Here is a 19,994-nt window from a genome sequence, read left to right as displayed (position 1 = left end):
TGCATGTCAGTCATCCGGAGCGGCGGGCGCCGGCTGCCAGAACAGCCACAAAGGCCGATATTTTACCAAAATGCAGTCGATACCGGTTCAAATCAGCGCATTTCTCCCCATCCGCGGCAGTAAAATGCTGCCGCAACGCCGCTGGCGAGCAAGCGCATCGGATATGGATTATGTGGATTTATTGGCATTTTCATATCCATTTCATTCCTCCGGACTTCTTTTTCATTGAACAGACCATGCAAGGTTTACATCTCACGGCAGATTGCTACGACTGCCGCTGCGCTCCGGGCCTGCTGCTCGACCCGGCCTTATTGCGGGAATTTGTACTGACCCAGACCCGGCGCGCCGGGCTCACCATCGTCGGTGAAAAATTCCACCCGTTCCAAGCCGCCGACGGCAGCGCCGCCGGCGTCACCTGCGCCCTGCTGCTGGCGGAGTCGCACCTGGCGGTGCATACCTGGCCCGAACGCCAGGCAGTAACGCTGGATGTGTATGTCTGCAATTTCACAGAGGACAACAGCGCCAAGGCCAGCGGCCTGCTGCAGGCGCTGATCGCCGGCTTTGCCGCGACCAGGTGGCAGACCCAGCGTCTGCAGCGCGGCAACGGCGCCAACGGCCAGACCCTGGCGCTGGAACAGTTGACCCCTCATAGCGCCTACGGCACCGCTTTAGCGCCGCCGCTAGTGCAGACCGAATCGCCGTTTCAGCGCATCGAAATCGCCGACTCCGCCGAATTCGGCAAGGTGATGCGGCTGGACGGCGCCTTCATGACCTCCGAACGCGACGAGTTCTTCTACCACGAATGCCTGGTGCATCCGGCCGCCCTCAGCCATCCGCAGCCGCGGCGGGCGCTAATTGTCGGCGGCGGCGATGGCGGCAGCAGCGAGGAATTGCTCAAGCATCCGTCAATCGAACACATCACGCTGTGCGAAATCGATCCCCTCGTGATCCAGTTGGCGCGCACGCACCTTCAGCAAATCCACCGCGGCGCCCTGGATGATCCGCGGGTACAGCACGTTGCGCGTGACGGCTTTGCCTTTGTCATGGCTGCAGCGCAGGCGCCGCTGGCAGATCAGCTGTATGACCTGATCCTGCTGGACCTGACCGATCCGCAAGCGGCCGACGGCAGCACGCTGGCGGCAGACTGCTATACCCAGGAATTCCTGCAGGCATGCCGTACCGTGCTCGCTCCCGGCGGCGCCTTGGTGATGCATCTCGGCAGTCCCTTCCATCATCCGCAACGCTTCGGCCAGTTGCGCCGGCGTCTCGGCGAGGTGTTCCGGCAGGTCAGCCCTTACACCGTCCATGTGCCGCTGTATGGCGCGCTGTGGGGCATGGCGGTAGCCAGCGATACGCTTGATCCGCGCCAGCTGGATAGCAAGGTCATCGGCATCCGCATGCAAGAGCGGGCACTGGCTGATTTGCAGTACTACAACGAAAATGTCCATCCGGCACTATTCGCCTTGCCGAATTTCGTGCAAAATCTGGGCGCTTAGTTTGTTGCTGGAATTTCATCGTTACCTGATAGGGAGAGCGTTTTGCCAACCACCGGTCTTTTGAAGCAAACCCTGGAATCCTCCCCATTGTCATCCAGGAAGAGCCGCGCCGTGCCGCTGGTGCTAGCGGCGTCGACCTTGCTGGCAGGATGCACCCCGCGCCAGGCGCGCGACGAATATGCCAGCCAGGAAGATTGCAGGAAAGACTGGGAGCGGCCGGAACTGTGTCAGCCGGCGACAGGGATCAACTCAAACAACAGCTCGAATGGCGGCTCAGGTGGTGGCCACGGCGGTGCTTACTTCGGCCGCTATTACGGCCCGAGCTACGATGCCGACGATCGCGCCGGCGCCCAGCGCAGCGTCCGTAGCGGCGGCAGCAGCCTCGGCTTCGCCGGCGGCGAGAGCAACCACTCGGTGGCCCGCAGCGTATCGCGCGGCGGTTTTGGCGGCGCCCACATTTCCTCGGCCGGCGGTTAAGCATGATCCGCGAAAGCCTGACGCCGCGCGCCAACTGGCAAGAACAATTCGAAGCGCTCGGTTTTACCTATCATTCGATCGACGATCTGTACTGGGATGAGCGCTACGCCTACCGCTTTACCACGGCACAGATCGATACCCTGGAAGACGCCACCAGCGAATTGCACCAGATGGCGCTGCAGGCGGTCGAGCACGTGATCGCCAAGGAGCGCCTGGCGCAGTTCGCCATTCCGCAACCGTTCTGGGCGCTGGTGGAAGAAAGCTGGCGCGACAAGGAATTTTCGCTTTACGGTCGCTTCGACCTGTCCTGGAACGGCCAGGGCGCGCCCAAGATGCTGGAATATAACGCCGATACGCCGACCGGCCTGGTGGAATCCAGCGTGGCGCAATGGTACTGGCTGCAGGACGTTTTTCCGCAGGCAGACCAGTTCAACTCGCTGCATGAAAAACTGATCGCCCAGTGGCAAACCCTGGCCAGCAACCATCAATGCAAAGGCCTGCTGCATTTTGCCTGCATCGGCGGCCATGAAGAAGACGAAGGCAACCTGGCCTATCTCCGCGACACCGCGGTCCAGGCCGGCTTCGCCACCAAGCAGCTGGCGATCGAGAACATCGGCTGGGATGCGCAGCACACGGAATTCGTCGACGACCACGACAGCAAGATAGCCAACCTGTTCAAGCTCTATCCCTGGGAATGGCTGTGCCGCGAAGCGTTTGCCGAGCATCTGCTGGCGCGGCCGCTGCGCCTGGTCGAGCCGGCCTGGAAGATGGTGCTGTCGAACAAGGCTATCCTGCCCGTGCTGTGGGAACTGTTTCCAGGACATCCCAATCTGCTGCCGGCGTTTTTCGATGCCTGGCGCATCAGCGGCGATTTCGTCAAGAAGCCGCTGTATTCGCGCGAAGGCGAAAACATCACGATTTATGCCGGCGGCGAAGTCCATCATCAACCCGGGCAGTATGGCGCCGAAGGCTATATCTACCAGGCGTTTGCGCCGCAGCCGAAATTCGACGACGGCATCACCCCGGCCTACACCTCGATCGGCTCGTGGGTAGTGGGCGATGCGCCGGCCGGCATCGGCCTCCGCGAAGACGTCTCGCTGATCACCAAGGACACCAGCCGCTTCATCCCGCACTATTTTGTCGATTGATTAAGCATCTATCCGCGATCCGATCAGATTCAATCAGCGCTACACAGCATATCCACCCTCGTTACCAGGAGCATTGATCCTATGAACCTAGCCTTTCTCCCCGTCGGCCTGCCGGCCTTCCTGTCCCACTTTGGCCTGGCGCTGCTGCTGGTCGGCGTCTTTTTCGTGGTGTATATTTTTATGACGCCCTATCATGAACTGGCCTTGATCCGCGCCGGCAATAACGCCGCAGCCGCCAGCCTGGCAGGCGCCCTGCTCGGCTATATCGTACCGCTGGCATCGGCCATTTCGAACAGCATCAACCTGCTCGACATGCTGGTGTGGGGTGTAGTGGCGCTGGTGGTGCAACTGCTGGCTTTCCTGATTGTCAGGCTGCTGCTGCCGACGCTGGTGGCGGATATTCCTGAAAACAAGATCGCATCCGGCCTCTTTCTTGGTACAGTCAGCCTTGGGCTGGGCATCTTGAATGCCGCCTGCATGACTTATTAATATTAACTAAAGAAATTAAAGAAACCTTCCTACATGCCGCGTTTTTACGTCTCAAGTCCACTCGAAATCGGCCAGTTGCTGGCGCTGCCGGATGCGGTCGCCCATCATCTGCTGGTGCTGCGCCTGGGGCCGGCCGCGCCCATCACGCTGTTCAACGGCGCCGGCGGCGAATACACCGCCACCATCAGCAGCATCGAAAAAAAGCGCGTCAGCGTCGAGATCAAGACTTTTTCCCCGCGCGAGGCCGAACTGCCGTACGCCATCACGCTGGCGCAGGCGCTGCCGGAATCCTCCAAGCTGGACTGGATCATCGAAAAAGCCGTCGAGCTGGGCGTCGCCGCGATCCAGCCGCTGGCGGCGCAGCGCTGCGTGGTGCGCCTCAACAGCGAGCGCGCCGAGAAAAAGCAGAGCCACTGGCAAGCAGTGATTGTCGCTGCTGCCGAACAAAGCGGACGCAATCGCCTGCCTACCCTGTCCACCCTCAGTCCTTTCAACGACTGGGCGCAGCAGCAAGACCTGCATAAGCGCATCCTGCTGTCGCCACGCGGCGAGCAATCGCTGTCCGACTGGGCCCGCCATCAGCCGCCGCAGGCGCTGGCGCTGCTGATCGGCCCGGAAGGCGGCTTCACTGAAGCGGAGGAGAACCTGGCCTGCAGCCAGGGGGCGCTGATGTTGTCGATGGGACCACGGATCCTGCGCACCGAAACTGCCGGCCTGGCGGCGCTGGCGGCGATCAATGCGATCTGGGGTGAAATGTAGGGGCAGCAGGGCCCGCAGGCACGGCTTTTCTATGGTTGCTACAAATTGATCTAAGCAAAGATAAAAACTCTGGCTAAAATGAAAATGGATGCCAAGACACAATCGTTTTCTTTGTCCAGCTACTCAAATTTCTTGCCTCGTTGTAGTATCACTCTGCTTATTTGCTTTATAGCCAGCTTGTGTTTTCCACAAGCTGGAAAACAGCCTTCTCGGCTTATCGCATTATTTACTCAGGAGAATATTATGGGACTATTGGATTCGTTAGGCGGCATCCTCGGTGGCGGCCAGCAGCAATCGAATGATCCGAAAGCCATGTTGATCGCAGCTGCGGTGCCATTGCTGCTGAAGGCGCTGCAAAGCGGCGGCGCAGGCGCAGGCCAGACTGCGGGCGCCGGCGGCGGCCTCCTCAGCGCACTCGAAGGTGCGGGCCTGGGCTCGGTTGTGCAGTCGTGGATCGGCAACGGCCAGAATCAGGCGATTTCGCCGGATCAGGTACAACAGGCGCTGGGCAACGGCCACCTGCAAGAACTGGCGACAGCAGCCGGCATTTCACCAACAGAAGCAGCCGGCCATCTGTCGGAAATCCTGCCAGGCCTGGTCGACAAGCTGACGCCGAATGGCCAGGCTCCCGCAGCCGGCGCCGGCGGCCTCGACCTGGGCGGCTTGCTGGGCGGACTGCTGGGCGGCAACAAGCAGGCCTGATCTGCCTGAAAGCTTTATCGCTTGATAAAAATCGCTCTTCGGAGCGATTTTTTTATGGGCGGCCAGAATCCAACCCCGCACGCCATCCTTATGTAAAAATGGCGCAATGCGGTAAACGCTGTAAAAATAGCCATTTTGCCAATTTTAAATCGTGCAATCGGGCCCAGATCATCTTCCTGGCGCGGGTAAGCTCCCGAAAGCATTTATAATCCAAGGTTTTGCAACAAATATTCCGGTCACTTCAATGAAGGTATTTCGCGGACTTCCCAACGCCGAATCGCGCGCCCCTTGCGCGCTCACTATCGGCAACTTCGATGGCGTTCATCGCGGCCATCAGGTGCTGCTCGCGCACGTCCGCAAGGCAGCCACCGAACTGGGGCTGGATGCGGCGGTGATGACATTCGAACCACACCCGCGCGAGTTCTTTGCACAGCGTGCCGGCCAGCCGGGCAATATGCCGACCCGCGTCGCCAACCTGCGCGACAAGCTGCAATCGCTGTCCCAAGCCGGCATCGACCGCGTCATCGTCGAACACTTCAACGCCAGTTTCGCCGCCATGTCGCCGCAGGACTTCATCGAAAAAGTGCTGGTCGAGGGCTTGCACGTGAAATGGCTGATGGTGGGCGAAGATTTCTGCTTCGGTTCGCGCCGCGCCGGCAATATCGATACCCTAATCGAAGCCGGCAAGAAATACGGCTTCCAAGTTGAAACCTTGCCGACCGTGATGAATCAAGGCGCACGGGTTTCTTCATCGGCCGTGAGAGCTGCGCTGGCGGCCGGCGATTTTGTCCATGCGCGGGCGCTGCTGGGCCATCCGTATGCGATCTCGGGTCACGTGGTGCATGGCAAGAAGCTTGGCCGCACGATCGGCTTCCCTACCCTGAACCTGCGCGTCAGCCACAAGCTGCCGGCGCTGTCGGGGATTTTCGTGGTGAAAGTGCATGGCCTGGCGGAACAGCCTTTGCCGGCCGTCGCCAGCATCGGCGTGCGTCCTACCGTCGATGACAGCGGCCGAGTGCTACTGGAGAGCTATCTGCTCGATTTCAGCGGCGATTGCTACGGCAAGCTGATCCAGGTCGAATTTTTGCAGAAACTGCGCGACGAAGAAAAATATGTCGACCTGCCGACCCTGACCGCAGCCATCGAGCGCGACGTCGACAATGCGCGGGCGTATTTCCGCCAGCATGAGAGTACAACCGCCGTCGCCTCGCGTGCGCCGACTGCGGCTACCGATCGAATTTGACGCTGCCTTCGACACTTATCGCTGCTTGCGTTATGCCTGCCCTAGCAGGCCCCACTGAATTCCATTAAAGAAAATTATGTCCGACCAGACCAGCAAACCAGAGAACACCAAGCCGGCCAAGCAAGCTAAGCCGCAGAGTAAATACCCGGTCAACATGACCGAGACGCCATTCCCCATGCGCGGCGATCTCGCCAAGCGCGAGCCGCAATGGGTCAAGCAATGGCAGGAAAAGAAAGTCTACGAACGGATCCGCAAGGCGTCCAAGGGCCGGCCGAAATTCATCCTGCATGACGGCCCGCCGTATGCCAATGGCGAGATCCACCTCGGCCACGCCGTCAACAAGATCCTCAAGGACATGATCGTCAAGGCCCGCAACATGGCCGGCTTCGATGCGCCTTACGTGCCGGGCTGGGATTGCCATGGCATGCCGATCGAAATCCAGATCGAAAAGAAGTACGGCAAGAACCTGCCGGTGGCGGAAGTACAGTCCAAGGCACGTGCCTACGCCAACGAACAGATCGACCTGCAGCGCAAAGACTTCATCCGTCTCGGCGTGCTGGGCGAATGGGACAATCCTTACCTGACCATGGCCTTCGGCAACGAAGCCGATGAGTTGCGCGCGCTCGGCACCATCCTGGAAAAAGGCTATGTGTACCGCGGCCTAAAGCCGGTCAACTGGTGTTTCGACTGCGGCTCGGCGCTGGCGGAAGCGGAAGTGGAATACCAAGACAAGCGCGACCCGTCGATCGACGTCGGCTTCCCATTTGCCGAACCGGCCAAGCTGGCTACGGCCTTCGGCCTGCCGGCGCTGCCGACCGACAAGGGTTATGTGGTGATCTGGACCACGACGCCATGGACCATCCCGTCCAACCAGGCGCTCAACGTCCATCCGGAAGTCGACTACGCGCTGGTGCAGACGGTGCGCAACGGCGAGCCGCTGCTGCTGATCCTGGCGCAGGACCTGGTGGCGGATTCGCTGCAGCGTTTCGGCCTGGAAGGCACTGTCATCGCCACTTGCAAGGGCGAAGCGCTGTCGCTGATCAATTTCAAGCACCCGTTGGCCGCTACCGATCCGGGCTATGATCGTTTGTCGCCGGTCTACCTGGGTGACTACGTGACGACCGACAGCGGCACCGGTATCGTGCACTCGGCGCCCGCCTACGGCATCGAAGACTTTATCTCCTGCAAAGCGCACGGCATGAAGGACGACGACATCATCAGCCCGGTCATGGGTGATGGCAAGTTTGCCTCCTGGCTGCCGTTCTTTGCCGGCATGACCATCTGGGAAGCCTCGAAGCCGATCTGCAGCAAGTTGGAAGAAGCCGGTGCGCTGTTCAAGCTGGTCATGTTCGACCACAGCTACATGCATTGCTGGCGCCATAAGTCGCCGATCATCTATCGCGCCACTTCGCAGTGGTTCGCCAGCATGGACAACCTGCCGACCGATGGCCACGCCAGCCTGCGCGCCACCGCGCTGCAAGCGATCGACGACACCGCGTTTTTCCCGAGCTGGGGCAAGGCGCGCCTGCATGGCATGATCGCCAACCGTCCTGACTGGACCTTGTCCCGCCAGCGCCAATGGGGCGTGCCGATGGCATTCTTCGTGCACAAGGAAAGCGGCCAGCTGCATCCGCGCACGCCGGAACTGCTGGAGCAGATCGCCCAGCGCGTCGAACAGCACGGCATCGAAGCATGGCAGGCACTGGATCCTAAGGAACTACTGGGCGACGACGCCGACAACTACGTCAAGAACAAGGACACGCTGGACGTCTGGTTCGACTCCGGTTCGACCCACCAGACCGTGCTGCGCGGCTCGCACGCCAGCCAGCTACAATTCCCGGCCGACCTCTACCTGGAAGGTTCGGACCAGCACCGCGGCTGGTTCCATTCGTCCTTGCTGACCTCGGCCATGCTGAACGGCCGCGCGCCCTACAACGCCCTGCTGACGCACGGTTTCGTGGTGGATGGCGAAGGCCGCAAGATGTCGAAATCGCTGAAGAACGGCGTCGAACCGCAAAAAGTGGCGGACTCGCTGGGCGCGGAAATCCTGCGCCTGTGGGTTGCTTCCAGCGATTATTCCGGCGAAATCACTATCTCGGAAGAGATCTTGAAGCGCGTGACGGAATCGTATCGCCGCATCCGCAACACCCTGCGTTTCCTGCTGGCGAATACCTCGGACTTCAATCCGGCGACCGATGCGGTGCCGATCGCCGAGCTGCTGGAAATCGACCGCTATGCGATCGCCAGCATGGCGCAGCTGCAGGCCGATATCCTGAATCATTACGAGACTTACGAATTCCATCCGGTGATCTCGAAACTGCAGATGTACTGCTCGGAAGACTTGGGCGGATTCTACCTGGATATCCTCAAGGATCGTCTGTACACCAGCGGCGTCAGCTCAGCTGCACGACGTTCGGCGCAGACCGCGATCTGGCATATCACTCAGGCGCTGCTGCGAGTGATGGCGCCAACGCTGTCGTTCACGGCGGAAGAAGCCTGGTCCTTCTTCGCCAGCCCGGAAGCATTCGCCGCCAGCGATGAAACCATTTTCACGCAGACCTATTACACGCTGCCGGAAATCGACGGCGCCGCGGCCCTGATCGAAAAATTCAATGCCGTGCGCGCAGTGCGCGCCGACGTCACCAAGCAGCTGGAAGAAGTACGGGTCGCCGGCGGCATCGGCTCCTCCTTGCAGGCGGAAGTCGAGATCAAAGCTACGGCGGCCAAGTACGCGCTGCTGACCAGCCTCGGCGACGACCTCAAGTTTGTGCTGATCACTTCCAGCGCCAGCGTTTCCGAAGTCGCCAGCGAAGCAGAAGAAGCGATCCTGGTGACACCGTCGACCCAGCAAAAATGCGAGCGTTGCTGGCACTACCGCGCCGATGTCGGCAGTCATCCTGAACATCCGGGCCTGTGCGGACGCTGCGTCGCCAACCTGTTTGGCAAGGGCGAACAGCGGCATGTCGCCTGAACCATGATGAGTTAGCCTGATTGCATCAATCCTGCGCGGCTCACAGCGATCGTCCTGCGATCCTGTGAGCTGCGCACTTTACCGCCACATTGCTGAAAACTGACAAATTCCCCATGGCTACCAAAAAACGCTCCTCACCTATCTCCACCACCTCTTCGAAATACGGCCTGGCGCCATGGCTGGCGATCGCCGCGCTGGTGCTGGTGCTCGACCAGCTGACCAAGATCACCATCGTGCGCCTGTTCAGCTATGGCGAATCGCTGGCGGTCACGTCTTTCTTCAACCTGGTGCTGGTGTATAACAAGGGCGCCGCCTTCAGTTTTCTGTCGACCGAATCCGGCTGGCAGCGCTACCTGTTCACCGCGCTCGGCATTGCCGCCGCGCTGTTCATTACCTTCTTGCTGAAGCGGCATGCCGGCCAGCGCATGTTCTGCACCGCGCTGGCGCTGATCCTGGGCGGCGCCATCGGCAACGTGATTGACCGTATCGCCTACGGCCACGTAATCGACTTTCTCGACATCTATGTGCGCAACTGGCACTGGCCGGCTTTCAATATCGCCGATAGCGCGATCTGCGTCGGTGCGGTATTGTTCGTGATTGATGAATTGCGCCGCGTAAACAATAAGTAAGCAAGTGAGCAAGTAAGTAAGCAAGTAAGTAAGTAAGCAAGTAAGTAAGCAAACAAGCAGATAATTGACGTATGACTCCAGGAGCTGACATGGATCTCGCTGGCAAAAAAATCGTGCTGGGGCTGACCGGCGGCATCGCCTGCTACAAGGCGGCCGAATTCACGCGCGCGCTGATCAAGGCCGGCGCCTCGGTGCAGGTAGTGATGACGGCGGCGGCAACCCACTTCATTACCCCGGTCACCATGCAGGGCTTGTCCGGCAAGACGGTGTTTACCGACCAGTGGGACGCCCGCATCGGTAATAACATGCCGCATATCGACCTGACGCGCGACGCCGACGCCATCGTCATCGTGCCCTGCTCCGCCGATTTCATTTTCAAGCTGGCGCATGGCGCTTGCGACGACTTGTTGTCGACTCTGTGCGTCGCCCGTCCCGCCACCGTGCCGCTGCTGGTGGCGCCCGCCATGAACGTCGAGATGTGGCAGAACCCGGCCACTCAGCGCAACCTGGCGCAACTGCAGGCAGACGGCATCCAGCTGCTCGGCCCCGACGCCGGCGAACAGGCTTGCGGCGAAGTCGGCATGGGCCGCATGCTGGAAGCCCATGAGCTGCTGGCGGAAGTGATCGCCGCGTTCCAGCCCAAACTCCTCAAAGGCAAGCGCGTGCTGGTCACTGCCGGCCCGACTTTCGAGCCGATCGACCCTGTGCGCGGCATCACCAACCTGTCCTCCGGCAAAATGGGTTATGCCGTAGCGCGCGCAGCTTACGAAGCCGGCGCCGAAGTGACGCTGGTATCCGGCCCGACCGCGCTCGCCACGCCGTATGGCGTACGCCGCATCGGCATCCAGACCGCACAGCAAATGCATGACATCGTGATGGCGCAAATGGCGGCACAAAGCGGCACCGATATTTTCGTCGCCGTGGCGGCGGTGGCAGACTGGCGCGTAGCCAATGCCAGCAGCCAGAAATTGAAGAAGAATGCCGACGGCAGCGCCCCGCAACTGGTGTTCGAGCAAAACCCCGATATTCTGGCAACAGTTGCGGCGCTGCCAAAACCACCGTACTGTGTCGGCTTTGCCGCCGAATCGGAGAACCTGCTGCAATATGGCGAGGCCAAGCGCATCCGGAAAAATGTGCCGCTGCTGGTCGGGAATATCGGCCATGACACTTTTGGCAAAGACGATAATCAACTGGTATTGTTTGACGCGGGCGGACATACTGAACTGGCGCGTGCCGGCAAGCAGGAACTGGCGCGCCAGCTGATCGCCGCCATCGCAACCCGTCTCGGCAAATAGACTGCATCTTTAGCATCCGCGCGACGCCGATTGTTTACCGGCGCCGCGCAGCAAAAACCAGAATCGGCTTTACATGCAAGCACTTGGCGGACAAGTTCCTGTCCCGCTTTTTCATTTGCTCAGCTTGCCGCTTTATTTTTACTTTACAGATTGTTACCAAATTCCATGAATAACATCGACGTCAAAATTCTCGACCCGCGCATGCAAGACCAACTGCCAGCCTACGCCACCGAAGGCAGTGCCGGCCTGGACCTGCGCGCCTGCCTGGACGCGCCGCTGACGATCAAACCCGGCGAAACCCATCTGATTCCGACCGGCCTGGCGATTCACATCGGCGATCCGGCCTACGCCGCCATGATCCTGCCACGCAGCGGCCTTGGCCACAAACATGGCATCGTGCTGGGGAACCTGGTGGGCCTGATCGACTCTGATTACCAGGGTCAGCTGATGGTATCCACCTGGAACCGCGGGCAGACCGAATTTACCCTTAATCCCATGGAACGGCTGGCGCAGCTGGTGATTGTGCCGGTAGCGCGTGTCCGTTTTAATGTCGTAGCCGATTTCGAGAGCAGCGAACGCGGCGCAGGCGGCTTTGGCAGCACCGGAAAACATTGATGGAGAAAATAATGAGATTGACCAACGCTCCCGCATGGCATGGCTTCAAACGCTATGCCGCGGTGACTTTGCCGCTGGTATTGCTGGCGGCCTGCAGCACCACGGAAACCATCCCGCCCGGCATCGTGAAACCGGCGACCCCGGTGACGCCGCCGCCGGCCGCAGTGGTAGTGCCGCCGCAACAGGCTGAACTGAAATCCTTGATTGCCCTGCAAGACCGGCTGTACGACGTTGCAGCGCCCTTGCTGGTAAATAATGCGCTGTTGTGCCGGAACAATGCGCGCAACCTGCTTGGTTTTACTGCAAAAACCAAATACTCCTTTACCGCGGAATTCATCGCCGCGGCTTCCTCTCTCGGCTTGACCGACCAGTTGCAGATCACCGGCGTGCTGGCCGGCAGCGGCGCCGCCAAAGTCGGCCTGCAGCGCGGCGACTTGCTGGTGGCGATACAGGACAAGCCGGTGCCGGTTGGCGCCGATGCGGAACGCCAGACCGCGCTGATGCTTGGCCCGCTGGTCAACGGCCGCAACAATATCAAGGTCACGGTTGCCCGTAACGGCGGCAACCAGACCATGAACGTGCCGCTGACCCGTGCCTGCGCCTTCGGCATCGAACTCGGCAACACCGACAATGTGATCAGCTATGCCGACGGCCGCCGCGTGCTGGTCAGCGCCGGCATGATGAAATTTACCCAGAACGACGACGAACTGGCGCTGGTGATCGCCAAGGAAATGGCGCACAACTCGCTGACCCATGCTTCACGCCAGCGCAACACGGCGACCATGACCGGCGTCATCGACAACCTGATCCGCCTGCGTCCCGACACCACCTCGCTGAGCGGCGCGGCCGGCGTCAAGCCCTATCCGCAGCAGCTGGACGTGGCTGCCGACAAACTGTCGCTGTACATGGTGGCGCGCGCCGGCTACAAGGTCGACAACGCAGCAGCCTTCTGGCAACGGCTGGCGACCCAGTATCCGGCGACAGTCCTGAACGGCTATACCGCGATCCACCCCGCCACCGACTATCGCATCAGCGCGATCCAGCAAGCCGTGGCGGACATCCAGGCGAAACAGGCCAGCGGCGCTGTCATCCAGCCGTAAGCAGAATTTGCACCCGGCGATAAAAAAGCCTGAATCACTTGCATGGTTCAGGCTTTTTGCTTTACTGCCGCTGACTCAGGTCAGGGAAGGCTTACTCCACTTCCACCGTTTCCTCGGGAGCAGACGGCGTGGAGCTGTCTTTCTCGGCAAAGTCGAGGCTGATCTGTTCCTTGTCGTCGAGATCCACGGTCACGCGGCCACCGGTCACCAGCTTGCCGAACAACAGTTCGTCGGCCAGCGCCTTGCGTATCATGTCCTGGATCAGGCGCGACATCGGCCGCGCGCCCATCAATGGATCGAAACCCTTCTTGGCCAGGAATTTCCGCAAGTTCTCGGTAAACACCGCTTCCACTTTTTTCTCGTGCAACTGTTCTTCCAGCTGCATCAGGAACTTGTCGACCACGCGCAGGATGACTTCTTCATCGAGTGCGCGGAAGCTGATGATGGAGTCGATGCGGTTGCGGAACTCAGGCGTAAACATGCGCTTGATATCCGCCATCTCGTCGCCGGCTTCCTTCTTGTCGGTGAAGCCGATCGAACGCTTCTGCAGGCTTTCCGCACCGGCATTGGTGGTCATGATGATGATCACATTGCGGAAGTCCGCCTTGCGGCCGTTGTTGTCAGTCAATGCACCGTGATCCATCACTTGCAACAGGATGTTGAAAATGTCCGGATGGGCTTTTTCGATTTCATCCAGCAGCAGCACGGCATGCGGCTTCTTGGTTACGGCTTCGGTCAGCAGACCGCCCTGGTCGAAACCGACATAGCCCGGCGGCGCGCCGATCAGGCGGCTGACCGCATGGCGCTCCATGTATTCCGACATGTCGAAACGGATCAGGTCGATGCCAAGGATGAACGCCAGCTGCTTCGCCACTTCGGTCTTGCCGACCCCGGTCGGACCGGAGAACAGGAAGGAGCCGATCGGGCGGTCGGTCTTGCCGAGCCCGGCACGCGCCATCTTGATTGCCGACGCCAAGGCATCGATGGCCGGATCCTGGCCAAACACCACATTGCGCAAATCGCGGTCTATGGTCTGCAGCTTGCTGCGGTCATCCTGGTTGACCGATTGCGGCGGAATCCGCGCAATCTTGGCGATGATGTCTTCGATCTCGCCTTTGCCGATGGTTTTCTTTTGCTTCGACTTCGGCAGGATGCGTTGCGCCGCACCCGCTTCGTCGATGACGTCGATAGCCTTGTCCGGCAGATGGCGATCGTTGATGAAACGCGCCGCCAGTTCTGCCGCACTGGTCAGGGCGGAAGCCGAATACTTGACGCCGTGATGCTCTTCAAAGCGCGACTTCAGGCCGCGCAGGATCTGCACGGTCTGCTCGACCGTCGGTTCGTTGACGTCGATCTTCTGGAAGCGCCGCGACAGCGCGTGGTCTTTCTCGAACACGCCGCGGAATTCGGTGTAGGTGGTGGCGCCGATGCACTTCAGCTGGCCGCTCGACAAAGCCGGTTTCAGCAGATTGGATGCATCCAGCGTGCCGCCGGAAGCCGAGCCGGCACCGATGATGGTGTGGATCTCATCGATGAACAGGATGCCGTGCGGGCTGTCTTTCAGTTGCTTGAGCACCGCTTTCAGGCGCTGCTCGAAATCGCCGCGATACTTGGTGCCGGCCAGCAGCGAACCCATGTCGAGCGAATAGACGATGGCATTCTGCAAGATCTCGGGAACCTCGCCTTGCGTGATACGCCATGCCAATCCCTCGGCAATCGCGGTCTTGCCGACGCCGGCTTCGCCGACCAGCAAGGGATTGTTCTTGCGGCGGCGGCACAAGGTCTGGATCACACGCTCGACCTCATACTCGCGGCCGATCAGCGGATCGATCTTGCCTTCGGTGGCCAGCTTGTTCAGGTTTTGGGTGAACTGGTCGAGCGGGCTTTCCTTGGCCTGGCCTTCGGCTTGCACTTCTTCCGCGCCTTCCGACGATTTCTGGGTGTCGGCTTGCTGATCCTTGCGCACGCCATGCGAAATGAAGTTGACGACGTCGAGACGGGTCACGCCTTGCTGGTGCAGGTAATACACCGCATGCGAATCCTTCTCGCCGAAGATCGCCACCAGCACATTGGCGCCGGTGACTTCCTTCTTGCCGTTGGAAGCCGATTGCACATGCATGATGGCGCGCTGGATGACGCGCTGGAAGCCCAGGGTAGGCTGGGTATCCACTTCATTCGAACCAGGCACCGTCGGCGTGTTGTCGCCGATGAAGATGGTCAGCGTCTTGCGCATGTCATCGATGTTGACGGCGCATGCGCGCAGCACCTCCGCTGCCGACGGATTGTCGAGCAAGGCCAGCAGCAGATGTTCCACGGTGATGAACTCGTGCCTTGCTTGCCGTGCCTCGACAAACGCCATGTGCAAACTTACTTCCAGTTCCTGCGCAATCATGCTTCCTCCATCATGCATTGCAGGGGATGCCCCGCTTTGCGTGCGTGCGTTAATACCAGTTCAACTTTTGTGGATGCAATATCTTTAGGATACACACCACACATGCCTTTGCCATCGCGATGCACTTTCAACATAATCTGGGTTGCGGCTTCACGATCCTTTTGGAAGTATTCCTGCAGGATGGCAACCACGAACTCCATTGGAGTGTAGTCGTCATTCAGTAAAAATACCTGATACATGGGTGGCGGCTTGAGCTTCTGCTCTTGTCGCGTCGCTACTGTCCCGTCTTCATGCTTGGTTACCATGCGCCTATTCTAAAACCTTCCTGCAAATGCGCAACGCGCCACACTGAATAAAATAACGTTTATATCGATATTACGCGTTTTCCGATTGCTATGCAGATGACGTTGGAACAGATTAAATCAAGAGCAGAAAAAGCATCGATTTCTGAAATTTAATTGCATATTGGAAATTACTTGACTTTTTTATTTTTTGCGCAAAGAATGACATTCATTGGTGAGCATGTTTCCGCTTATTAATAGAAGTGAGCAAGTTCTAGAAGGGGCAGCGTTACGCGAAGCTTCTTGCTTTTACGGCTCGTGTGATTGTTATTATTTGAAAGACGCTATTTTATGGCAACAGGTACAGTCAAGTGGTTCAACGATTCTAAGGGCTTCGGCTTTATCACTCCGGATGACGGCGGTGAAGATTTGTTTGCACACTTTTCCGCAATCCAGATGAACGGCTTCAAGACCCTCAAAGAAGGTCAAAAAGTCCAGTTCGAAGTCACGCAAGGCCCTAAAGGCAAGCAAGCTTCTAACATCCAGGCTCCGTAATATCGTTTTTGCGATATTGGCAGTTTTTGTGAAAAACCTCACTGCGGTGAGGTTTTTTTATGGCTCTCCGGTAGCGCTAACTAAACGCCAACTAAGCGCTAACTAAGCAGCGGACGTAAAAAAGCCGGAACGGATTCCGGCTTTTTTTGTGCAGTCACGCAGACTTACATGTTTTCGATCAGGACTTCGCCGAAGCCCGAGCAAGAAACCTGGGTCGCCCCTTCCATCAAGCGGGCAAAGTCGTAAGTGACCTTTTTCGAGGTGATCGATTTCTGCATGGAGGCGATGATCAGGTCGGCCGCTTCCACCCAGCCCATGTGGCGCAGCATCATTTCCGCCGACAGAATCAGCGAACCCGGGTTGACATAGTCCTTGCCGGCGTATTTCGGCGCGGTGCCATGGGTTGCTTCGAACATCGCCACCGAATCTGACAGGTTGGCGCCCGGCGCGATGCCGATGCCGCCGACTTGCGCTGCCAGCGCGTCGGAAATATAGTCGCCGTTCAGGTTGAGCGTGGCGATCACGCTGTATTCATTCGGACGCAACAGGATTTGTTGCAAAAATGCATCAGCGATCGAATCTTTGACGATGATGTCGCGACCGGTCTTCGGGTTCTTGAATTTAGCCCAAGGACCGCCATCGATCAGCTCGGCGCCGAATTCCTTTTGCGCCAGGGCATAAGCCCAGTCGCGGAAGCCGCCTTCGGTAAACTTCATGATATTACCCTTGTGGACAATGGTCACGGACGGCTTGTCGTTATCGATCGCATACTGGATAGCCTTGCGCACCAGGCGCTCGGTGCCTTCGCGCGAGACCGGTTTGATGCCGATGCCGGATGTATTCGGGAAGCGGATCTTCTTGACGCCCATTTCCTTGATCAGGAATTCGATCAGTTTCTTGGCGCCGTCGCTGCCTTCCTGCCATTCGATGCCGGCGTAGATGTCTTCCGAGTTTTCACGGAAAATCACCATATCAGTCTTTTCCGGCTCACGCACCGGCGAAGGCACACCCTTGAAGTAACGCACCGGACGCAGGCAAACGTAGAGGTCCAGCTCCTGGCGCAAAGCCACGTTGAGCGAACGGATGCCGCCGCCGACCGGCGTCGTCAGCGGACCTTTGATCGATACTACGTAATCGCGGACTGCGGCCAGCGTTTCTTCCGGCAGCCAAACGTCGGGGCCGTATACCTTGGTCGATTTTTCACCGGCAAACACTTCCATCCAGCTGATCTTGCGCTTGCCGCCGTAAGCCTTGGCGACAGCGGCATCGACTACCTTGATCATGACTGGGCTGATATCCACGCCGGTGCCGTCGCCTTCGATGAAGGGAATGATTGGATTGTCAGGGACGTTGATCGAATAGTCAGCGTTAACAGTGATTTTCTTGCCTTCAGCAGGCACTTTGATATGTTGAGACATCAGTATCTCCGGAATTAGTACGTGAAATGCAATTGGACGATTTCTGTATCGCGGTAAGTCTTATATAAGACATAAGACAGGCGTATTCTATTATGCACTAGTATTTTACTAGTCGCTATGTTTTTGCGACACTAGCGGCATGCCCCTCATCCTATTCAATAAGCCGCTCCAAGTCATGTGCCAGTTCTCGGCGCATCCCAGCCGTCCCACCCTCGCCGACTATATCGATATCCCCGATATTTACCCCGCCGGGCGCCTCGATGCAGACAGCGAGGGCCTGCTTTTGCTGACCGACGACGGCCAACTGCAACATAATATTAGTCATCCCGCGCTGAAACAGCCAAAGACTTATCTGGCGCAGGTCGAAGGCATCGCCGATGCTGCGCAGCTGACGCGCTTGCGCAGCGGCGTCGACCTTGGGGATTTTGTCACCCTGCCTTGCCAGGCTCGCCAAGTGGAGGCGCCGGATTGGCTGTGGCCACGCAATCCGCCGATCCGCGAGCGTCATGACAAGCCAACCAGCTGGCTGGCGCTGACCCTGACCGAAGGAAAAAACCGCCAGGTGCGGCGCATGACGGCGGCGGTCGGCTTGCCGACCCTGCGCCTGGTGCGGGTAGCAATCGGCCAGGTGTCGCTGCAGAGTCATCCGCTGTGGCCGGGCGAGGCGATGGAAATCGATCCGGGCGAACTGAGCCGCTTGAAAACCTAGGCAAGAGCTTTAATGCGGATCGGCCTTGATACAATTTGATACAGATATCTGCGCAATTTGAAAATGACTGTCAACCATCCGCTTCCGGGGCTCGTTATTCGCAGTGATTCAAGTGAATCATGATTGATTAACTCGCTAAAGAATGGATATGAAAATGAACAAACTGATCGCTGCCCTGGTTGCTGGCCTGTTCGCTACTTCCGTATTCGCTGCTGACGCAGCCCCAGCTGCTCCTGCAGCACCTGCTGCCGCTGCTGCAGAAGCATCGGCTCCAGCTGCCAAGAAGACTACTCACAAAGTCAAGAAAGCTAAGAAAGCTACTAAAGCCAAAGCTGAAAAAGCTGAAGCACCAGCTGCTGACGCTCCTGCTGCTCCTGCCAAGTAATTCCGGCAGCGCTTCATCAGCTTCATTAGCTTGAAGAGAAAGGCAGGCCAGTCCTGCCTTTTTTTACGTCTTGATACATACATCTCCTGTCGCGACACCCCACTGCCGATTTAGCTCTCTGTATAATCCTCCTACCCTAAAGGAGCTCTACCACATGAGAAAAATCCGCGCCGCCTACCTGGCAGCAGTCACCGCAAGTTTTGCCTTCATTAGCACCCTGCCAGCCGCAGCGCAGGAAAGCCAGCCGCAACTCCCCACCACTCCCCTGAACATAGGCATCCACGTCATCAAGGCAGAAGTTGCGCGCAGCGAAGACCAGCGCGAACAAGGCCTGATGTTCCGCAAGCGCATGGGCGCCAACGAGGGGATGGTTTTCGTGTTCGACACGCCGGCAGGCATCTGCATGTGGATGAAGAACACGCTGATCCCGCTGTCGGTTGCCTTCATCGACAAGAAAGGCGCGATCCTGAATGTCGAGGAAATGAAAGCGCAGACACTGGATTCGCATTGCGCCCAGGGCGCGGCATCGTATGCGCTGGAAATGAACAAGGGCTGGTTCAAGGAAAAGAACATCAAGCCGGGCACCGTGATCGAAGGTTTGCCACAGTAAGCCGAACAGTAAGGGACGGCGGCTCAGCCGCCTGCCCGAACCGGCAGAAGCATGAAAATCAAACAGAAAAACCCTGCATAAGATGACTTATGCAGGGTTTTTCTTGATCCAGCAACAAGCTAGTAACATCCGCCGGCATGCCGGCGGCAGATACTAATTAAGCAGCCAGCGCTTTCAGAGCAGCGTTCAGACGGCTCTTATGGCGTGCAGCCTTGTTCTTGTGGATGATCTTCTTGTCTGCGATACGATCGATGATCGAAACGGATTTTTGCAGAACCAGTGTTGCTGCAGCTTTGTCGCCGCCGGCATCGATTGCCTTGCGAGCAGCTTTGATCGCTGTACGCAGGGTCGAACGCTGGCTGGAGTTGTGCAGGTTTTGCTGAACTGCTTGACGAGCACGCTTACGTGCTTGTGCGGTATTTGCCATTTATATTTCCTAAAACGAGGTCGGGAATGCTTACGCGGCAAACCTGACCGCGGCGCAGAATTCTGTAAAGCCACGGATTATAACCAGTTTTTGCGAAACAGGCAAATACCTCTTGCATCGCAAGCAATTCTGTCGCAAGAAAGCACACATGGCGGAATGAGCGCCTCACATCAGGCCTACGGCGGGAACATTCCAGAGCGGAGTCTATCACAGTTGCTATCTCACAACGGCAACCGCCACCCCGCAATATATGATCAAAACAACAACAAACCCGATTCCCGAGAAAGCTGCGG

The 19,994-nt window shown here is 58.5% G+C and carries 20 protein-coding genes; 16 read left to right on the top strand and 4 right to left on the bottom strand.

From position 1 onward, the window contains the following. Nucleotides 1-236 precede the first annotated feature (236 nt). From speE to CPter91_RS05640, 12 genes are all read left to right on the top strand, one after another. Entirely contained in the window at nt 237-1,496 is a 1,260-nt protein-coding gene (speE, locus tag CPter91_RS05695; RefSeq protein ID WP_061945877.1) for a polyamine aminopropyltransferase, read from the top strand. Between the two features lie 87 nt (nt 1,497-1,583). Next, nucleotides 1,584-1,973 carry a hypothetical protein gene (locus tag CPter91_RS05690; RefSeq protein ID WP_150119631.1) on the top strand — a complete coding sequence of 130 codons (390 nt, stop codon included), beginning with the start codon at nt 1,584-1,586 and terminating at the stop codon, nt 1,971-1,973. A 2-nt stretch (nt 1,974-1,975) separates the two neighbouring features. Further along, entirely contained in the window at nt 1,976-3,121 is a 1,146-nt protein-coding gene (locus tag CPter91_RS05685; RefSeq protein ID WP_061938109.1) for a glutathionylspermidine synthase family protein, read from the top strand. 81 nt (nt 3,122-3,202) lie between these two features. Beyond that, the gene (locus tag CPter91_RS05680) at nt 3,203-3,610 is read left to right on the top strand and encodes a DUF350 domain-containing protein (RefSeq protein ID WP_061938106.1); all 408 of its coding nucleotides are present in this window, start codon (nt 3,203-3,205) and stop codon (nt 3,608-3,610) included. A 33-nt stretch (nt 3,611-3,643) separates the two neighbouring features. Further along, the gene (locus CPter91_RS05675) at nt 3,644-4,369 is read left to right on the top strand and encodes a 16S rRNA (uracil(1498)-N(3))-methyltransferase (RefSeq protein ID WP_061938103.1); all 726 of its coding nucleotides are present in this window, start codon (nt 3,644-3,646) and stop codon (nt 4,367-4,369) included. A 243-nt stretch (nt 4,370-4,612) separates the two neighbouring features. Further along, a complete protein-coding gene (locus CPter91_RS05670; protein WP_061938100.1) occupies nt 4,613-5,071 on the top strand; it encodes a YidB family protein in 459 nt (152 codons plus the stop codon). Nucleotides 5,072-5,315: 244 nt separating this feature from the next. Beyond that, a complete protein-coding gene (locus CPter91_RS05665; RefSeq protein ID WP_061938097.1) occupies nt 5,316-6,314 on the top strand; it encodes a bifunctional riboflavin kinase/FAD synthetase in 999 nt (332 codons plus the stop codon). A 76-nt stretch (nt 6,315-6,390) separates the two neighbouring features. Further along, nucleotides 6,391-9,285: an isoleucine--tRNA ligase gene (gene ileS / locus CPter91_RS05660; protein ID WP_061938095.1), complete on the top strand. Its 2,895-nt coding sequence runs from the start codon at nt 6,391-6,393 to the stop codon at nt 9,283-9,285. 113 nt (nt 9,286-9,398) lie between these two features. Continuing rightward, nucleotides 9,399-9,914 (top strand): signal peptidase II, encoded by a 516-nt coding sequence (gene lspA / locus CPter91_RS05655; protein ID WP_061938092.1) that lies wholly within the window; start codon nt 9,399-9,401, stop codon nt 9,912-9,914. An 89-nt stretch (nt 9,915-10,003) separates the two neighbouring features. Continuing rightward, nucleotides 10,004-11,209, top strand: coding sequence for a bifunctional phosphopantothenoylcysteine decarboxylase/phosphopantothenate--cysteine ligase CoaBC (coaBC, locus tag CPter91_RS05650; protein WP_061938089.1), 1,206 nt, complete (start codon nt 10,004-10,006; stop codon nt 11,207-11,209). 165 nt (nt 11,210-11,374) lie between these two features. Beyond that, nucleotides 11,375-11,824 carry a dUTP diphosphatase gene (gene dut, locus CPter91_RS05645; protein WP_061938086.1) on the top strand — a complete coding sequence of 150 codons (450 nt, stop codon included), beginning with the start codon at nt 11,375-11,377 and terminating at the stop codon, nt 11,822-11,824. A gap of 11 nt (nt 11,825-11,835) precedes the next feature. Beyond that, entirely contained in the window at nt 11,836-12,924 is a 1,089-nt protein-coding gene (locus CPter91_RS05640; protein ID WP_167595131.1) for a M48 family metallopeptidase, read from the top strand. Between the two features lie 91 nt (nt 12,925-13,015). On the opposite strand, the gene clpA is transcribed toward CPter91_RS05640, so the two are convergent. Next, complete coding sequence (clpA, locus tag CPter91_RS05635) at nt 13,016-15,316, bottom strand: ATP-dependent Clp protease ATP-binding subunit ClpA (protein WP_061938080.1); 2,301 nt, start codon at nt 15,314-15,316, stop codon at nt 13,016-13,018. Then, on the bottom strand, nt 15,313-15,621 hold the full coding sequence (gene clpS / locus CPter91_RS05630) for an ATP-dependent Clp protease adapter ClpS (RefSeq protein WP_061938076.1): 309 nt from the start codon (nt 15,619-15,621) through the stop codon (nt 15,313-15,315). Before clpS ends, clpA begins: the two co-directional genes overlap by 4 nt. A 327-nt stretch (nt 15,622-15,948) precedes the next feature. Between clpS and cspE the strand changes: the two genes are divergently transcribed. Then, nucleotides 15,949-16,152, top strand: a complete 204-nt coding sequence (gene cspE, locus CPter91_RS05625) for a transcription antiterminator/RNA stability regulator CspE (RefSeq protein ID WP_009665919.1) — start codon at nt 15,949-15,951, stop codon at nt 16,150-16,152. 164 nt (nt 16,153-16,316) lie between these two features. Here cspE and icd read toward each other — a convergent pair whose 3' ends face one another. Continuing rightward, complete coding sequence (gene icd, locus CPter91_RS05620; RefSeq protein ID WP_061938073.1) at nt 16,317-17,570, bottom strand: NADP-dependent isocitrate dehydrogenase; 1,254 nt, start codon at nt 17,568-17,570, stop codon at nt 16,317-16,319. Between the two features lie 139 nt (nt 17,571-17,709). On the opposite strand from icd, the gene CPter91_RS05615 reads away from it, so the two are divergent. The 3 genes from CPter91_RS05615 to CPter91_RS05605 all read left to right on the top strand — a co-directional run bounded on the left by CPter91_RS05615 (nt 17,710) and on the right by CPter91_RS05605 (nt 19,274). Then, nucleotides 17,710-18,279 carry a pseudouridine synthase gene (locus CPter91_RS05615; protein ID WP_061938070.1) on the top strand — a complete coding sequence of 190 codons (570 nt, stop codon included), beginning with the start codon at nt 17,710-17,712 and terminating at the stop codon, nt 18,277-18,279. Nucleotides 18,280-18,433: 154 nt separating this feature from the next. After that, complete coding sequence (locus CPter91_RS05610) at nt 18,434-18,664, top strand: hypothetical protein (protein ID WP_061945875.1); 231 nt, start codon at nt 18,434-18,436, stop codon at nt 18,662-18,664. Between the two features lie 154 nt (nt 18,665-18,818). Further along, nucleotides 18,819-19,274 (top strand): DUF192 domain-containing protein, encoded by a 456-nt coding sequence (locus CPter91_RS05605; protein WP_061938067.1) that lies wholly within the window; start codon nt 18,819-18,821, stop codon nt 19,272-19,274. Between the two features lie 157 nt (nt 19,275-19,431). Here the strand turns inward: CPter91_RS05605 and rpsT are convergent, their stop codons facing one another. Beyond that, nucleotides 19,432-19,701, bottom strand: coding sequence for a 30S ribosomal protein S20 (rpsT, locus tag CPter91_RS05600; protein WP_061938064.1), 270 nt, complete (start codon nt 19,699-19,701; stop codon nt 19,432-19,434). Nucleotides 19,702-19,994: the final 293 nt, after the last annotated feature.

The organism is Collimonas pratensis (genome assembly GCF_001584185.1).
GTDB lineage: Bacteria > Pseudomonadota > Gammaproteobacteria > Burkholderiales > Burkholderiaceae_D > Collimonas > Collimonas pratensis.
The sequence above is the reverse complement of the archived record's forward strand: the minus strand, read 5'-3'. Positions and strand labels throughout refer to the sequence as shown.

Bases quoted from the DNA above. Each gene is read 5' to 3' on its own strand.
- speE (WP_061945877.1), top strand. From the start codon at position 237: ATGCAAGGTTTACATCTCACGGCAGATTGCTACGACTGCCGCTGCGCT.
- CPter91_RS05685 (WP_061938109.1), top strand. From the start codon at position 1,976: ATGATCCGCGAAAGCCTGACGCCGCGCGCCAACTGGCAAGAACAATTC.
- CPter91_RS05680 (WP_061938106.1), top strand. From the start codon at position 3,203: ATGAACCTAGCCTTTCTCCCCGTCGGCCTGCCGGCCTTCCTGTCCCAC.
- CPter91_RS05675 (WP_061938103.1), top strand. From the start codon at position 3,644: ATGCCGCGTTTTTACGTCTCAAGTCCACTCGAAATCGGCCAGTTGCTG.
- CPter91_RS05670 (WP_061938100.1), top strand. From the start codon at position 4,613: ATGGGACTATTGGATTCGTTAGGCGGCATCCTCGGTGGCGGCCAGCAG.
- CPter91_RS05665 (WP_061938097.1), top strand. From the start codon at position 5,316: ATGAAGGTATTTCGCGGACTTCCCAACGCCGAATCGCGCGCCCCTTGC.
- ileS (WP_061938095.1), top strand. From the start codon at position 6,391: ATGTCCGACCAGACCAGCAAACCAGAGAACACCAAGCCGGCCAAGCAA.
- lspA (WP_061938092.1), top strand. From the start codon at position 9,399: ATGGCTACCAAAAAACGCTCCTCACCTATCTCCACCACCTCTTCGAAA.
- coaBC (WP_061938089.1), top strand. From the start codon at position 10,004: ATGGATCTCGCTGGCAAAAAAATCGTGCTGGGGCTGACCGGCGGCATC.
- dut (WP_061938086.1), top strand. From the start codon at position 11,375: ATGAATAACATCGACGTCAAAATTCTCGACCCGCGCATGCAAGACCAA.
- CPter91_RS05640 (WP_167595131.1), top strand. From the start codon at position 11,836: ATGAGATTGACCAACGCTCCCGCATGGCATGGCTTCAAACGCTATGCC.
- clpA (WP_061938080.1), bottom strand. From the start codon at position 15,316: ATGATTGCGCAGGAACTGGAAGTAAGTTTGCACATGGCGTTTGTCGAG.
- clpS (WP_061938076.1), bottom strand. From the start codon at position 15,621: ATGGTAACCAAGCATGAAGACGGGACAGTAGCGACGCGACAAGAGCAG.
- cspE (WP_009665919.1), top strand. From the start codon at position 15,949: ATGGCAACAGGTACAGTCAAGTGGTTCAACGATTCTAAGGGCTTCGGC.
- icd (WP_061938073.1), bottom strand. From the start codon at position 17,570: ATGTCTCAACATATCAAAGTGCCTGCTGAAGGCAAGAAAATCACTGTT.
- CPter91_RS05615 (WP_061938070.1), top strand. From the start codon at position 17,710: ATGCCCCTCATCCTATTCAATAAGCCGCTCCAAGTCATGTGCCAGTTC.
- CPter91_RS05610 (WP_061945875.1), top strand. From the start codon at position 18,434: ATGAACAAACTGATCGCTGCCCTGGTTGCTGGCCTGTTCGCTACTTCC.
- CPter91_RS05605 (WP_061938067.1), top strand. From the start codon at position 18,819: ATGAGAAAAATCCGCGCCGCCTACCTGGCAGCAGTCACCGCAAGTTTT.
- rpsT (WP_061938064.1), bottom strand. From the start codon at position 19,701: ATGGCAAATACCGCACAAGCACGTAAGCGTGCTCGTCAAGCAGTTCAG.